Source organism: Candidatus Nitrosotenuis aquarius, assembly GCF_002787055.1.
GTDB classification, from domain to species: Archaea; Thermoproteota; Nitrososphaeria; order Nitrososphaerales; family Nitrosopumilaceae; genus Nitrosotenuis; species Nitrosotenuis aquarius.
This window is the reverse complement of the sequence record NZ_CP024808.1, coordinates 488903-503723: the sequence shown is the minus strand read 5'-3', so window position 1 is coordinate 503723 and position 14821 is coordinate 488903. Positions and strand designations below refer to the sequence as shown.

At 43.0% G+C, this 14821-nt stretch carries 17 protein-coding genes; 11 read left to right on the top strand and 6 right to left on the bottom strand.

The features are described from left to right. Window positions 1–59: 59 nt before the first annotated feature. Window positions 60–227 (bottom strand): hypothetical protein, encoded by a 168-nt coding sequence (locus NAQ_RS10010; RefSeq protein WP_162858600.1) that lies wholly within the window; start codon window positions 225–227, stop codon window positions 60–62. A gap of 103 nt (window positions 228–330) precedes the next feature. Here NAQ_RS10010 and NAQ_RS03040 point away from each other — a divergent pair, with 103 nt between their 5' ends. From NAQ_RS03040 to NAQ_RS10470, 3 genes are all read left to right on the top strand, one after another. Continuing rightward, window positions 331–762, top strand: a complete 432-nt coding sequence (locus tag NAQ_RS03040) for a bifunctional nuclease family protein (protein ID WP_100182193.1) — start codon at window positions 331–333, stop codon at window positions 760–762. 75 nt (window positions 763–837) lie between these two features. Next, window positions 838–1071, top strand: a complete 234-nt coding sequence (locus tag NAQ_RS03035; RefSeq protein ID WP_162858599.1) for a hypothetical protein — start codon at window positions 838–840, stop codon at window positions 1069–1071. A 1-nt stretch (window position 1072) separates the two neighbouring features. Beyond that, complete coding sequence (locus NAQ_RS10470) at window positions 1073–1324, top strand: type II toxin-antitoxin system RelE family toxin (RefSeq protein ID WP_100182191.1); 252 nt, start codon at window positions 1073–1075, stop codon at window positions 1322–1324. A 6-nt stretch (window positions 1325–1330) separates the two neighbouring features. On the opposite strand, the gene NAQ_RS03025 is transcribed toward NAQ_RS10470, so the two are convergent. Then, the gene (locus tag NAQ_RS03025; RefSeq protein WP_420887498.1) at window positions 1331–2419 is read right to left on the bottom strand and encodes a DUF1297 domain-containing protein; all 1089 of its coding nucleotides are present in this window, start codon (window positions 2417–2419) and stop codon (window positions 1331–1333) included. Window positions 2420–2609: 190 nt separating this feature from the next. On the opposite strand from NAQ_RS03025, the gene NAQ_RS03020 reads away from it, so the two are divergent. The 3 genes from NAQ_RS03020 (at window position 2610) to NAQ_RS03010 (ending at window position 7885) form a co-directional block, all read left to right on the top strand. Next, on the top strand, window positions 2610–6737 hold the full coding sequence (locus tag NAQ_RS03020; protein WP_100182189.1) for an Ig-like domain-containing protein: 4128 nt from the start codon (window positions 2610–2612) through the stop codon (window positions 6735–6737). Window positions 6738–6900: 163 nt separating this feature from the next. After that, on the top strand, window positions 6901–7455 hold the full coding sequence (locus NAQ_RS03015) for a UbiX family flavin prenyltransferase (RefSeq protein ID WP_100182188.1): 555 nt from the start codon (window positions 6901–6903) through the stop codon (window positions 7453–7455). Then, complete coding sequence (locus NAQ_RS03010) at window positions 7427–7885, top strand: SRPBCC family protein (protein WP_245871696.1); 459 nt, start codon at window positions 7427–7429, stop codon at window positions 7883–7885. Before NAQ_RS03015 ends, NAQ_RS03010 begins: the two co-directional genes overlap by 29 nt. On the opposite strand, the gene NAQ_RS03005 is transcribed toward NAQ_RS03010, so the two are convergent. The 3 genes from NAQ_RS03005 to NAQ_RS02995 are packed head-to-tail and all read right to left on the bottom strand — an operon-like array spanning window position 7882 to window position 9359. Beyond that, the gene (locus NAQ_RS03005) at window positions 7882–8076 is read right to left on the bottom strand and encodes a twin-arginine translocase TatA/TatE family subunit (RefSeq protein WP_100182187.1); all 195 of its coding nucleotides are present in this window, start codon (window positions 8074–8076) and stop codon (window positions 7882–7884) included. The two genes, NAQ_RS03010 and NAQ_RS03005, sit on opposite strands and share 4 nt — an antisense overlap. A 14-nt stretch (window positions 8077–8090) precedes the next feature. Next, a complete protein-coding gene (tatC, locus tag NAQ_RS03000) occupies window positions 8091–8894 on the bottom strand; it encodes a twin-arginine translocase subunit TatC (protein WP_100182186.1) in 804 nt (267 codons plus the stop codon). Window positions 8895–8930: 36 nt separating this feature from the next. After that, complete coding sequence (locus NAQ_RS02995; RefSeq protein WP_245871760.1) at window positions 8931–9359, bottom strand: hypothetical protein; 429 nt, start codon at window positions 9357–9359, stop codon at window positions 8931–8933. A gap of 123 nt (window positions 9360–9482) precedes the next feature. Here NAQ_RS02995 and purS point away from each other — a divergent pair, with 123 nt between their 5' ends. Beyond that, window positions 9483–9743 carry a phosphoribosylformylglycinamidine synthase subunit PurS gene (gene purS, locus NAQ_RS02990; protein ID WP_100182184.1) on the top strand — a complete coding sequence of 87 codons (261 nt, stop codon included), beginning with the start codon at window positions 9483–9485 and terminating at the stop codon, window positions 9741–9743. Here the strand turns inward: purS and NAQ_RS02985 are convergent. Further along, window positions 9740–10156: a CBS domain-containing protein gene (locus NAQ_RS02985; RefSeq protein ID WP_100182183.1), complete on the bottom strand. Its 417-nt coding sequence runs from the start codon at window positions 10154–10156 to the stop codon at window positions 9740–9742. The genes purS and NAQ_RS02985 overlap by 4 nt on opposite strands. 131 nt (window positions 10157–10287) lie before the next feature. Here NAQ_RS02985 and purQ point away from each other — a divergent pair, with 131 nt between their 5' ends. From purQ to NAQ_RS02965, 4 genes are read left to right on the top strand one after another with little or no spacing between them, the layout of a single operon-like run. Continuing rightward, the gene (gene purQ / locus NAQ_RS02980) at window positions 10288–10968 is read left to right on the top strand and encodes a phosphoribosylformylglycinamidine synthase subunit PurQ (RefSeq protein WP_100182182.1); all 681 of its coding nucleotides are present in this window, start codon (window positions 10288–10290) and stop codon (window positions 10966–10968) included. Next, entirely contained in the window at window positions 10965–13130 is a 2166-nt protein-coding gene (gene purL, locus NAQ_RS02975) for a phosphoribosylformylglycinamidine synthase subunit PurL (RefSeq protein WP_100182181.1), read from the top strand. Before purQ ends, purL begins: the two co-directional genes overlap by 4 nt. Then, window positions 13123–14559 (top strand): amidophosphoribosyltransferase, encoded by a 1437-nt coding sequence (purF, locus tag NAQ_RS02970; RefSeq protein WP_100182180.1) that lies wholly within the window; start codon window positions 13123–13125, stop codon window positions 14557–14559. The genes purL and purF overlap by 8 nt, the downstream gene beginning before the upstream one ends. Further along, window positions 14559–14804: an Lrp/AsnC family transcriptional regulator gene (locus tag NAQ_RS02965; protein ID WP_100182179.1), complete on the top strand. Its 246-nt coding sequence runs from the start codon at window positions 14559–14561 to the stop codon at window positions 14802–14804. Before purF ends, NAQ_RS02965 begins: the two co-directional genes overlap by 1 nt. The last annotated feature ends 17 nt before the right edge of the window (window positions 14805–14821 follow it).

The following is a 14821-nucleotide window of genomic DNA, read 5'->3' as shown; positions in this document are numbered from 1 at the left end:
AATAAAACCAAACTTAACCCTATCTCTGAAAAAATAAAAGAAAAAGACCAAAACCACCGCTATGCACAGCAGAGCGATTTTTTGAAGTCTTCTACACTGCGCGAGAACTTGCAGCTTTTGCAGACTTGCCAAGTTCTGGGTTTTAGGATCTTCAGCGGCGTGTCATAACCAACTGAATACATTTTTCCGCCACATGCCGGACATGGTAGTGGTATGTCTATTTGCATGATACCATTTAGTGGATTTTGCATTTAAGAGCCGCGTAGGACTGATAAGTTATCCATACGATCATGTGATTCTTTAATAGAAACCAATCCATAGTGATACCAGTTGGATATCTCACAAAAACAAGAGCCCGATTATTCCACCGCAAAAATTACACATGTTGGCTTTATTGATCCATATGCAATGGAGGGCATCATAATACTGCAATCCGATGACAAAAAGGAATTTCACATGAGGGCGTTTTCCGGCGAAGTAGCCAGGCACATCAAGTCGTTTTTGGAAGGACGACGCGACACACTACCAACAATCTACAACATGATTGAAGAGATTTGCGAGGAAAATGAAATGTTGCTAGTCAAAGTCAAAGTCTATGAGAGCGGCACTGTATTGCGGGCAAATTTGTACTTTACAGGCAAAAAAGACATTGTTTTGAGAAATTACCGCGCATCAGATGCAGTTGCCCTGGCTGCCTTTTACAACATACCAATACTGGTCAGAAAAACACTACTCAAAGACAAAATGGAGAATCTGAGCTAGATTTTCCACCGTTTTTTGTGCTTAATCTATGACAATTCTTATATTTCTGTATGCACAAGTATAATGGTGTATAATATGGAACAAAGTACGATTCGTCTATCTAAAAAAATAAAAAACGAGCTAAAAAAACAAATGCACCATTCTGGAGAAACATACGAATCCGTAATTGAGAGGTTACTCTTAAACAGCAAAGAGGATGACTATCTAAGTAAAGAAACGATCCGAAGCATAGAAAGAGGAATTGCAGATATCAAAGCTGGACGAGTACATACCTCGGAGCAAGTCAAAAAGAGATTAGGCTTACGTTAGGATGACATGGAATGTTGTTTGGTCTGATGAGTCACTAAAACAGTTAAAAAAACTAGATACAAAAATCTCACAGAGAATCTACAATTATGTAATGGATTGTAGTGAAAACCCATTCCGATTTGTAATCCGACTGACTAATTCCCCATTTTACAGATTAAGAGTGGGAGATTATAGAGTCATCATGGATCTAAGACAAAATATGTTGATTATTTTTGTTGTTGACCTTGATCATAGGAGCAAAATTTACAAATAAAATGATCTAGGTTAGGACTTCGGCTAGCCTTCCTTCTTGGTGGGCTCGCTTTATCTCCATTGCAATTCTTCGTCCTACTCCAAAGGTCTCACCGTACTGGTATTTTGTGTATGGTGAGGTGGTAGCTACAATTGGGTTGCCTGGCACACGTAATGACACATCATACACTACCATCTCTAAATCCTTGGTAATTACTGACTGGAGGGAGAACGGACCTATTATTCCGGGCGGGTAGACCTTTTTTACGCCTGCAACAAACTTGTCGCCCATTTCTATTACTTTTTCTAATAGTGACTCTCGAATGCTGGCAGGTGTGTGTCCAACTTCGATGTTTTGTGTGTCTACATTGATGTCTAATTGTTGTTTTGCCGGAAGCGCATTATAGTCATGTATGTTGGTTTGCAGTCTTCGCTCTATTCCGATAAAATCGACTTGGTCGGAGATTGGCGTGTGGAAATAATTGAAATTCATGTATGTTCCTAAAACCAATTCTTCAATGCTTGCCTTTTTGAGGTCCTTGGAATCGATGATTCCCTTTTTGATTCTATCTTGGGACTTTGTCAGGAAATCCTTGTAGTTTGATGCAGTAAAAAATGCGCGCTCTAGCTTTCTTTTCTTTTCCTGTACTTTGACTATTACAGGCCTGTCTATTTTTTTGGGATCGCGGAAAATCTTGGGCAGCCTTATCTTTGATTTTTCCAAAAGATAGTACTGGTTTTTGGAAAAACTTCTCTCCTCTGCCTGGAATAGTGTTCTGTTGCCAAACATCGGGACTCTGAATTTTTTCTCTATGGTATCATATCCAAGATAAGCAGTCAGCGCTCTGTGTGGAACTATTATGGTATTGGTGTCTAGGAACATTTTTTGCATTTTAGGCGATGCCATGTCTGAGAATTTATCCACAACAATGATTTCGTCTGCAATTCTCTTGAATCTTCTATATGGAATGTCTCTGCCCTTTTGGCATATTACGACAGTAGAAATTCCCTCGTCTTTTGCACCATCCATTATCTCAAGGGCTGAGTGGCTACCCAAAACGCCGATTCTAAAGTCAGAATAATTCTGAATTATCTTTGATATCTCTGATCGTTTTATTGCCAATAATGTTTTAACAAATATTGGTAATATAACACCTCTATCTTTTTTTGGGAATAACAACATGTAGCTTGTTTTATGATGTGTGGGTAGTGCAGCCTCAAATGAACAAATGATCCTTTAAATAAGAAAGAGTGTTTTTTGTGCCAATGAGGAATAGGACTATCATACTCTGTGAGGCCTTGGTTTTATGATGCGATTTGACTATGCATTGCTGACTAGTCTTTTTCTTTCTGTAATATTGTTGACAGGAACGGTTGTTTCTGGGTTTTTGATACAAGAAGCATTCGCACAAGTCCTTCCAACAATGGACATCAATGATGTTACCGCGTTTGAAGGCGATGCTGGAAACACTAACTTTGTATTTACGGTGTCTCTTTCCTCACCTCCACTTACACCTGTCTCTGCTAATTTTGCTACTGTTGAGATAACTGCGTCTTCTGGGTCTGACTATGTACAACAAAATGGAATTGTTTCGTTTGCAGTAGGTGAATCTGCAAAAACAATAACAATAGTCGTTAAAGGCGATACTGGTATTGAGCCAAATGAAGTATTCTTGGTGCGGCTTTCAAATGCGATGGGTGCAAACCTGCCTAGCGCAAATGAAGATGGGACCGGCACGATTTTAAACGATGATGGAATCCCAAGAATACTCATAAACGATGTTGCAGTAGCAGAAGGAAACTCTGGCACAAGTACTGCGCAATTTACTATATCGCTTACTGCCACACACACGTTGCCAGTAACTGTAAACTATGTCACTGCAGATGATTCAGCCACTGTATCTGATAATGACTATGCCATGTCTTCTGGCCTAGTTACCATTCCTGCAGGGCAGCTCAACACTGTTGCTTCTGTGGTAATAAACGGGGATACGACGTTTGAGCCAAATGAGTTCTTTTTTGTTAATCTTTTTGCACCAGTAAATGCGGCCTTTAATGACCCTCAAGGAAGAGGAACAATACTAAATGATGACTCGGCCGATATTCTTCCCAATGCGATAGATGACTTTGTAACCACAAACGAAGACATGTCAATCGCAACCAATGTTCTTGCAAATGACATTAGCACAGGTAATGCTCCATTTACAATCTCTTCAACACATGGAGCCAAGGGCACTACGACAGTAAACCCAGATAACACCATAACCTATATTCCAAACCCAGACCAAAACGGCTTTGACTCGTACACCTATACGATAACTGATGCGGATTTGGATGCGGACACTACGACCGTATCTGTTACGATAACATCTGTAAACGACATTCCAGTGGCAACAGATGACGATTATATGATGGCGGAAGGCGCCACACTTGTAGTTGGACCTCCTGGAATTCTGGCAAACGACTCTGATCCAGACGGAGATCCATTCGGTGCCTTACTAGTAGATGATGTATCTAACGGTACGCTATTGCTAGAGACAACAGGTAACTTTGCATACACACCAGATCCAAACTTTGATGGAGTTGACACTTTCACATACCGGGCATATGATGATTTCTCAGAATCAGATATCGTAACAGTAACCATAACAGTAACCCCCGTCAATGACATCCCATCAGCAAACTCTGATGATATGGCCACGTCTGAAGACACCGCAGTAACAATAACGCTCACTGGCTCTGATCTTGACGGCGATTCTCTGACATTTAGTGTGGTGGCAGGCCCAACACATGGCACACTTGGACCAATAACCACAATAACTCCTACATCATCTATTACATCATACACCCCAAATCCAAACTACTTCGGTCCTGATTCCTTTACCTTTGTTGCAAACGACGGAACCGCAGACTCGAGCGTTGCAACCGTATCAATAACAGTAAACCCAGTCAACGATTCACCAATAGCAAATGCTGATACTGCATCTATAATGGAAGATTCCCTACCAGTAGCAATTGACGTATTAGCAAATGATGTAGACGTTGATCTATTAGATGTCAAGACACTGGTCTCTGTCACACAAGGCGCAACAGGCGGAGTGGCAATCTCTGGCAACTCTGTGTTGTATTCTCCGGCACCAAACTTTGCAGGCACTGATACGTTCACATATGTAATGCAGGACTCGGCGGGAGCACAATCTGGCGCAACCGTAACTGTGTTTGTCGGTGCAGAAAACGACGCCCCGATTGCCACAAACGACATCTACTCAATAGACGAAGACGGCATACTAGTTGTACCAGGAGTTCTAGCCAACGACTCTGATGTCGACTCGCCAGTACTTACTGCTACACTAGTAATGACCCCATCACATGGCATACTAACATTAAACCCTGACGGCTCGTTCACCTACGCCCCAAATCCAAACTACTTCGGTTCTGACTCTTTCACATACCAAGCAAACGATGGCTCGCTAAACTCCAATATTGCAACCGTATCAATAACAGTAAACCCACTCAATGATGATCCAACCGCAGGAGATGACTCTACAACCGTATTGGAAGATTCATCACCGACACCAATTGTTGTCTTGACCAATGATGCAGACATTGACGGTGATAATCTAACAATAGTCTCAGTAACAGATCCGGCAAATGGCATTGCATCAACTGACGGCACAACAATAAGCTATGCCCCAGATTTAGATTATTTCGGATCAGATCAATTTGCATATACAATATCTGATGGAAATGGAGGATTTGTCACTGCAACTGTATCTGTAATAGTAACCCCAGTTAATGACTTGCCAACCGCAGGCGATGACGCTTTAATTACAAATGAGGACACTGCAGAAACAATCAACGTGCTAGTCAATGACACTGATGAAGAAGGATCAATGACCATATCATCCGTTGACACACCGTCACACGGAACAGCAATGCTGTCTAGTCCTGATTCCATCACATACACCCCAGATTTAGATTATTTCGGATCAGATTCATTCACTTATACTATAGTAGATTCTGAGGGCGCACCAGCAACTGCCACAGTATCCGTTACTATATTGTCGGTAAACGATGTCCCAACAGCAATGCCTGATGCCTACAGCACTGACGAAGACCAAGCACTAGTTGTTGCAATTCCAGGAGTATTAGGAAATGATTTAGATGTGGAAACAACAACTCTTACTGCCATTTTAGTTGATAATACATTACACGGCACTCTGGCATTATCCACTGACGGCTCGTTCACCTACACCCCAAATCCAAACTACTTCGGTTCTGACTCTTTTACATATAGAGCATCAGACGGTGAAGACACCAGTAACACCACAACCGTCACAATCACAATCAACTCGATAAATGATCTGCCAGTAGCAGCAGACGATACTGCGACAACCCAACATAACACGCCAGTTACCATTCCGGTTCTGGATAATGACTCCGACATAGAAGGAGTATTATCGATATTGTCAGTTGCATCACCGACTAGCGGAACCGCATCTGTCAATTCAGACAACACTATTACGTATTTGCCAAGTCCTGGATTCTTTGGCACTGACTCGTTCTTGTATACCATAACTGATGGTGTGGATGCCGACTCTGCAACAATAACAATAACCGTGACTGAGTCGGCCACACTCTTCTGCGGCCTGCCAGAATCATCATACAACATAATTGATGGCTCCTCAGGCAACGACAATCTCTCTGGTACTAATGGAGCAGACCTGATCCGAGGATATGGCGGCGATGATAAAATCAAGGGCAAGAACGGCAACGACTGTTTAATCGGAGGCGATGGAGCGGACAAGATCTGGGGTGGTGATGGCAACGACACCATGTATGGTGATGCGGGAGCAGACAAGCTGTATGGAGACAAGGGAGACGACATAATCTACGGTGGCGACGGCAACGACAGGCTCTGGGGTGGAAAAGACGATGATGATCTATATGGTGAAATCGGTTATGACAAGATACAAGGCGGTGACGGAAACGACTCTCTAGACGGCGGCGACCAAAATGACAAGATTTTTGGCGGTAAGGGCAATGATGCTATAGATGCAGGCGATGGAAACGATGAAGTGCATGCAAATCAAGGCGATGACACAATATCTGGCGGACCCGGAAATGATTGGTTGGGAGCAGGAAAAGGCAATGATGTCATCAATGCAGGAGATGGCAATGACAAACTATTTGGCAGGGACGGAAATGACACACTAAACGGCCAAGGACACGATGATCAAATACATGGTGGCCCTGGCAACGACACCATGGATGGCGGAGAAACACCAAACCCTGTAACTGACAACGACAGATGTCTTGGAGGGCCTGGGACCAATAGTATTGTCAACTGTGAAGTGACCCGTGGTGGCTCGGATGATTCAGAAGAGCATCGCCACGATGATTATGAAGGCGAAAACGAAGAACCGGAAAGCTAGTCTAACCACGATAACACCAGTGTTAAATTACAACCTAATCAAAACACGCACAAAACTGCCTAGTTCTGCATAGTTGTGGTATTATCAAAACCACAAGTTGTCTAGTTATAATGCACAACAAACCGATCACAGCTTAAAATAATCAAAACACATCAGGCATATCATGAAGCTAATAATTGGTATGACTGGTAGCACAGGCATAATTTACGGTGTCCGAATTTTAGAAGTGCTAAAACAATGCAACATCCAAACTCATCTGGTAATAACGGAATGGGCAAAAAAATGCCTCGCAATGGAAACCGACTACAAACTGGACCAACTAAAATCATTGGCCACAGAATATTCGGATGACTCCAATTTGGCATCAGGCATATCATCAGGCACATACAGACACGACGGAATGATTGTGATTCCATGTTCCATGAAGACTCTGTCCAGCATAGCAAATGGTTACGATGAAACCCTGGTGGCAAGAGCTGCCGGCGTCACACTAAAGGAATCGCGCAAGCTGGTCTTGGTGACACGAGAGACACCGCTTACCGCAATAAACCTGGAAAACATGTTGAAACTGGCAAGGCTGGGCGTTGTCATTTTGCCGCCAGTTCCGGGATTTTACACAAAACCCAAATCCATTGAGCAAATCATTGATCACGCTGTTGGCAAATGCCTAGACCAGTTCAACATTGATCATGATCTATACAAGAGATGGGGAACCTAAACTGCCGAAAGTCACAATTATAAAAAACATCAAGGCCGAGCGGCAACACGTCTTTGATATTATAGCAAACTATGAGAGTTTTCAAAATATCCTGCCAAAGTATTTTCCATCGATTAGAGTCAGATCAGTTCGCGAAAACATTGCCATAGTGGAAGAGCACATGAGATTGGGTGACAAAGAGCTAGTCATGACAACAAAACATGTCAGCAAATACCCTGAATCGCATGACATCTTTGTTTTGGGCGGCGACATAAAGGGCACACACATTTCAGAAATCTATGAAAAAACAGACCATGGGACCAAGCTGACAATTACTGCTGATATCAAGCTAAATGGCATGATGAAGCTGGCGAGCATTTTTGGCAAATCCCAGATTGTACCGGAATTTAACAAAGTAATGGACGAGTTTTGTAAAATAGCAGAATCCTAGTCTTTTTTGTCTTTTAGGTCTTTGAGTTCTTTTTCTGCCTCAAATTTGCCTTTTTCATATTCCATTCTGGATTTACCGAGTGTTCTTGCAAGCTCTGGAATCTTTTTTGCGCCAAACAGTATGATGCCTGCGGCAATTGCGATAAATATCCATTCTTGGCCTGCAATAAAGCCAGTTATTACTTGTAGCATTTGATTCTAAGTGCTCAGTTCTCTGATTTAACTCTTTTAATTTTGCGCTCACGGCGCTCAATTATTACCATGCCTGCCAGATACAGCCCAATCATGGGACCGGAGATGAACCACATGGTGATTCCACTTCCGTCAGGAGTTACAATCGCGCCAATTATTATCAGGGCTACAATGGCATATCGGATATTGTTGCGCCAAAATTTGGCGTCAGTAATACCAGATGCTGTTGCGGCGTACATGATCAGCGGTAGTTGAAACGCAACTCCAAACGCCAATAGGAACTGCAAGACAAACGTCACAAACTCCATTATGCTCAAAAAGGTGACTGCGCCAACAGACTCGCCGTACTGGTACAAAAAGTCCAAAATAAACGGGATGGCAGTAAAATACGAAAACACGGCACCGGCAATGAATAATAATATGGCAGGAATTGCTACTCTTTGCACCGAATGTATTTCCTTGTCAGAAAACGCAGGGGCGATAAATTTTGTCAACTCTCTGACTATTATTGGCATTGACAACACCACACCAACTAGGGCGGCAACATAGACTTGGGCGTAAAATGCCTGACCTGGTGCTGTCTGGATTAGCTGTACTCCCTCCGGGATTAGATTCATTCTCATGTGGTTTGTAATTTGGGCCGCCAAGTTGTGCAGCGGGTCTGGAAGTGGATAGTACATCTTGATGCCATTGTACCAAAACGGCTCTGCCCTAAATGACAGCAAAAACCCAATGATTGCGCCAACAGATATTACAATTCGAATCAGTCGAGTCTTTAGCTCGGCCAAATGCGCATAGATTCCTTGCAGCTCTGACATTATGATACATTACCAATTAAAACGCTATTTAGGTTTCTAGTGCTTGCCAGGTATTGGCAACAGTTTTGCGTCTGCAAGACCAGACTTTTTTCTCTCTTCCTCAGAAATGTCTGCAAACTCGATGGATATTATCGCCCTTAGGGCGAATTTTGACTCTAGCTGTTTTGCCAGACTGCCTATTTCCTTTGGAGTATAGATTTCTTTAGAGCCCGTCAAAAAGATCCGCTCGCCTTTTTCTGCCTGCTCGCCACCGAACTTGTCTTTGAGGAATTTTACCACCTCATTTACTATGTCCTTTTTGACATTGTTGTGATACATCGTGATTCCTTTAATCGAATCATAGTCTCGCGGTGTTCCATGTTTGTACAAGAACACTCCGATGAATATTGCTTCGTCTTCAGGCTCTTTGATTCCTTTTATTTCCCAGTTTAGGACTTTGGCTGGATCAAAATCGGCCTTTTCCATTTCATCGGATGTAATCTTCCAGTATCGATGGCGCGTAGTCAATTTGCTTTTTGTCTGGTGACGTACTATAAAATCAATACTGATACACATTCATTATATTACAGCAAAATCACAGCACAAGCGTTGCCTCTCTTTGAAGTTCAGGTGATAATAGAAAACAAACCTGGAATGAACGACCCAGAAGGGGACACCATTCTAAATGATCTGGTCCTAAAGGGCGGCTCTGGCGCAATCAAAAAGATCCGCTCTGCCAAAATGCTCAAATTCCAAATCACCTCGCCAAAAAAAGAATCGGCAGAAAAATCAGTCAAAAAAATATGCGATGATCTGAGAATCTACAATCCAATGGTGAGCAGGGTTACCTTTTCCGCAAAACCCATCTAGTCTGTTTTAATAGATTTTACGGTTTCCTCGATGAGCAGCTTGCTTCGTAGGTGAGCTGCCAAGTCAGTCTGAGTTATGACACCTGCCAGTTTTTGTCCTTCCAGCACGACGAGTCTTCGAATTTTGTTGTTTAGCATCTTTTGTACTGCATCCTCAATTGTAGTCGTTGGCTCTACCCAGCGGAATTTGGGAGACATTATCTCCGACACTGTTACCTCGGACGCACGCTTGTCCAAAGCAACTACCTTTTTGACATAGTCAGCTTCTGATAGAATCCCTATTGGGTTTTGACCTTCTGTGACTACCAAAAACGAAATATCCTTTTCCAGCAATAGTTTTGCTGCCTCTAGAGCAGACTTTTCTTTGGATATTGTGACTACATGCTTGTTCATAATATCGCGTATGTAGGCCATAATTCCGTTGAAAAAATTCTAGATAAAAAACATTTGTGGTGTTTTGGTTTACATCTGTTTTTTCATTTCCTGTCTTTTTTAACAGATGTTGCTGGCTTTGGTTTAATAATCGCGCAACATACAATGGAATTGTGAAGGTCGGCGTAATCGTATTTCCGGGGAGCAACTGCGATCGCGACATGTTCCATGTACTACAGGATGTCTTCAAGCTCGACGTGAAATATTACTGGCATGAAGACAAGTTACCAAAGAATCTAGATGCGGTTGTTCTGCCAGGTGGATTTTCTTATGGCGACAGATTGCGCGCGGGAGTCATTGCGGCACACAGCCCTATAATATCTGATGTTAAAAAAATGGCAGAAAAAGGCATGCCTGTTTTAGGGGTATGCAACGGATTTCAAATTCTAGTGGAATCCCAACTGCTTCCGGGAGTTTTACTAAAGAATACGTCTCTGAACTTTATGTGCCAGTGGACTGAACTCATAGTCAAAAACAACAAGACGCCGTTCACATCAAAGTTCAAGCTAGGACAGAAAATTCCAATTCCGATTGCAAACGGAGAAGGGCGATATTACATAGATAAAGAAAATCTGGAAAAACTCAAGAAAAACAACCAGATTGTATTCCAGTATGGTTCTAACATCAACGACTCTGTCTTTGATATTGCAGGAATATGTAACAAAGAAGGAAACGTAGTAGGCATGATGCCTCACCCGGAACGTGCAGTCGAGCCTGAAATTAACCCCAAGGACTGTGCACCATCGAACATGATATTCCAATCCTTGATTGCTACAATTGGTGCCAGAAAATGAGTTTACAAAAAGAAGAACTAGAGTATCTAACTAAAAAAATTGGCAGGCAACCAAACGACACTGAACGACACATTGTGGCCGCAGAATGGTCAGAGCACTGCTCGTACAAGTCTTCAAAGATTCACCTGAGGATGCTTCCAAACAAAGGAGCGCGAGTAATCCATGAAAAAGGATATGATTCTGGAGTATTAGATGTTGGAGACGGCTATGTAGTCACCGTACACATAGAATCGCATAACCACCCATCAGCCGTGGAGCCCTATGGCGGGGCGGCAACAGGTGTTGGCGGAGTAATTCGTGATATCCTGTCCGCTGGCACAAGACCGATTGCATTGCTTGATGGGTTGAGATTTGGCGATATAACAAAAGACTCGCATGCAAGATGGTTGTTCAAAAATGCAGTTACGGGAATTGCAGACTATGGAAACTGTTTAGGAATCCCAACAGTTGGTGGCGAAGTCGAATTTGACAAGTGTTATTCTAATTATGCGTTAGTCGATGTTGCATCTGTTGGCTTTGGGAAAAAAGAGAGACTGATCAAAAATCATGCAAATGCAGGTGATGTGGTTGTATTGATGGGCGGTTCAACTGGGCGAGACGGAATCGGTGGTGCACAATTTGCATCAGATTCGCTTGAAACAGAAGACCGTTCTGCAGTGCAAATCCCAGATCCGTTCATTGAAAAACTAATCATTGAAGCCACTTTGGAGGCACGAAATGAGGGCCTGATCAAAGCAATCAAGGATTTAGGGGGTGGAGGCCTCTCATGTGCAATTTCAGAGACTGCTGATGCGATGGGTGTAGGAATTGAGCTGGATGTGAACCTAGTCCACACACGTGAGCCAAACATGAAGCCTGTGGAAATCATGACGTCAGAATCACAGGAGCGAATGTTAGTAATTACCGACAAAAAAAGACTCCCAAAACTACAAAAGATTTGCAAAAAATTCCGAGTCAGCTGTTCTGTTATCGGCAAGGTAACTGGTGATAAGATCATGAAGGTAACGGACTCAAAATCTGTTCTCGCATCGATGCCTGCAGAGATAGTTGCAAATGCTCCGCTGTTGAACAGGCCGTCAAAAGAGCCAGCATATCTAAAGCAACTCCAAAACAAAAAAGAACCTACTGCATCAAAGGATATATCAAAAACAATCCTGTCGCTTTTATCAAGTCCAAACATTGCAAGTAAAATCTGGGTCTATGGACAATATGATCACGAGGTTGGCATTAGAACCGTGGTAAAGCCCGGCTCTGACGCCGCCGTACTTCGACTGGACAATGAAAAATACCTTGCAGTCAAAATCGACGGAAACCCAAAACACTGCTATTTGGATCCCAAGCATGGTGCAATGGGGTGTTTTGAAGAGGCATGCAGAAATGTAGTGTGTACAGGAGCCGAGCCAATTGGAATGGTTGATCATCTGCAATTTGGCAACCCTGAAAACCCAGAAATCTTTTGGACGTTTTTAGAATCGCTCAAAGGAATAACTGAATTTTGTAAACATTTTGAGATTCCATGTGTTGGCGGCAAGGTCAGCTTGTACAACGAAACTCCGCAAGGTCCAATCAAGCCGACTCCACTGATAGGCGTGCTGGGATTAATTGAGAAAACTCCTCTCAAGCCTCAAAAAATCATGCCAAATGACGCATTGATACTTGTTGGAACAACAAAAGACGAGCTTGGCGGCTCTGAGTACTATGAATACATTCATGATTTCATTGGCGGACGAGCGCCAAAAATAGACCTCTCAGAATCCAAGAAAAACATGAAGGCGGTATTGTCAATAGTCCAATCTGGGCAAGTAAAGGCCGCACACGACTGTGCAAAGGGCGGATTGGCAATTGCAGTATCGGAACTGTGCATGACTAGCCAAATTGGATGTGTCGTATCGCTAGACAAAGTGCCACAACAAAAGCTAGACTCTGCCAAGATTTTGTTTTCAGAGAGTCACTCTAGATATTTGCTTGTAGTGGAACCATCAAAGCTAGCCCCAGTGCTTGCCGCACTCAAAAAGAAAAACATAACACATTCTCAGATCGGTTCGTTCCAAGGAAATGAAATCGTATTTTCAAACAAGAAAAATCAAGTTGCCAAACTAAGGGTTGATAAGGCACATGAAAAGTGGTTTAATTCACTGAGGGAACTGGTGCTTCATGCCTAAAGTAAAAGAGAATTGTGGTGTAGTGGGAATTTTCTCAAGAGATGGCTCTAATGTAATACCTATGGTAATTGATGCATTACGTGCACTACAACACCGAGGCCAAGAGGCTTGGGGGATAGCAGTTCCAAACAAGACTCCCGTGAAACGATTGGGTCTAGTTTCTGCGGCATCATCCGAATTTCAAAAAATAACAGAAGAATACGCATCGCCTGCAGCGATTGGCCATGTGAGATATTCTACGGTTGGACGAAGCAGCCTAGAAAACGCACAACCGCTCAAAGTCAAGGATCTTTGCATTGCCCACAATGGAACAATTGCCAATGTTGCGGAGCTAGCAAACATGGTTGGTGGTTGTACATTCACCCCGCAAAACTCTAGTGACACCATGATTGCCGCACAACGCCTAGTATCATTGATGTCCACTAATGGAAAACTTGGATCTGCACTATCCATTCTCAAAAACGAAATGGCAGGCTCGTATTGCTTTACTTTTGTATCTGACGATAATGCCGTCTATGCAGCGCGCGATCCGCGTGGATTCCGACCGATGGTTTTAGGCTCTAAGGAAGAAGGCGGAGTTTCAATTGTGGCGTCAGAGTCATCGGCGCTTTCTGCAATAGGGGCAAAACTGGTTCGAGATGTTGTTCCCGGAGAGCTGCTCAAGTTCAGCAAGACTGGTATGGAAACAGAAATGTTCTCGGAGGCAAAACAGCGCTCTCATTGCTCGTTTGAATTCACATATTTTGCACACCCGACATCTAAAATGGAGGGAACAAACATCTATGTCGCAAGAAAAAGAATCGGACAATTCTTGGCAAAAAAATTCCCAATAAAAGATGCAGACTTGGTAATCCCAGTTCCGGACTCTGCAAGACCGGCTGCATTAGGTTATGCGCAAGAGCTAGGATTGATATTTGATGAAGGGCTGCTCAAGGACAGATACAGCAAGAAGGGACCACTGCGAAGCTTCATTGAGCCACACCAGTCAGACAGAGTCGAGATAAATCGCTGGATCATACCTATTTCTGAAATAATAAATGGCAAGCATGTTGTAGTAATTGATGACAGTCTGGTCCGCGGTACGAGCTCCAAGGCAATCATCAAAGCACTCAGACGTGCTGGTGCCAAAAAAATCAGTATGCTGATCACATATCCTCCAATCAAATATCCATGCTATGCTGGAATTGACTTTCCATCGCAAGACGAGCTGGCAACTGGGGCAAACCAAGACAGAACCGAACAAGAAATCATTGAGAAAATTAGGAGCGACATTGGTGCAGACTTTTTAGGATATAATGACGCACAAAACTTGGCGACTGCGGTAGGAATTCCACACAATTCGATGTGCTTTACATGCACTACGGGAAACTATGAGACCCTGGGAATAAAGCCACAGTTTAAAACCCGTGAGGAGATGAAAGGGGAATAATGGAAATTGCATTTGTTCTTGTAAAGTGCGAAACGGCGCACGAAATGGATGTCATGCGTGACATACTCAAAATCGACGGAGTAAAAGAAGCCCATGGGACATACGGAATGTATGATTTGTTTGTCAAAGTGGTGGGGCAAAACCACAAGGTAGTCTCTGATATCATAACAAAGCAAATCCGCAAGACCAAAAACGTGGTATCGACTACTACATTATCTACAATTCCAGAACAAGGCGGAAAATAGTCTTAATAGCAACTTTA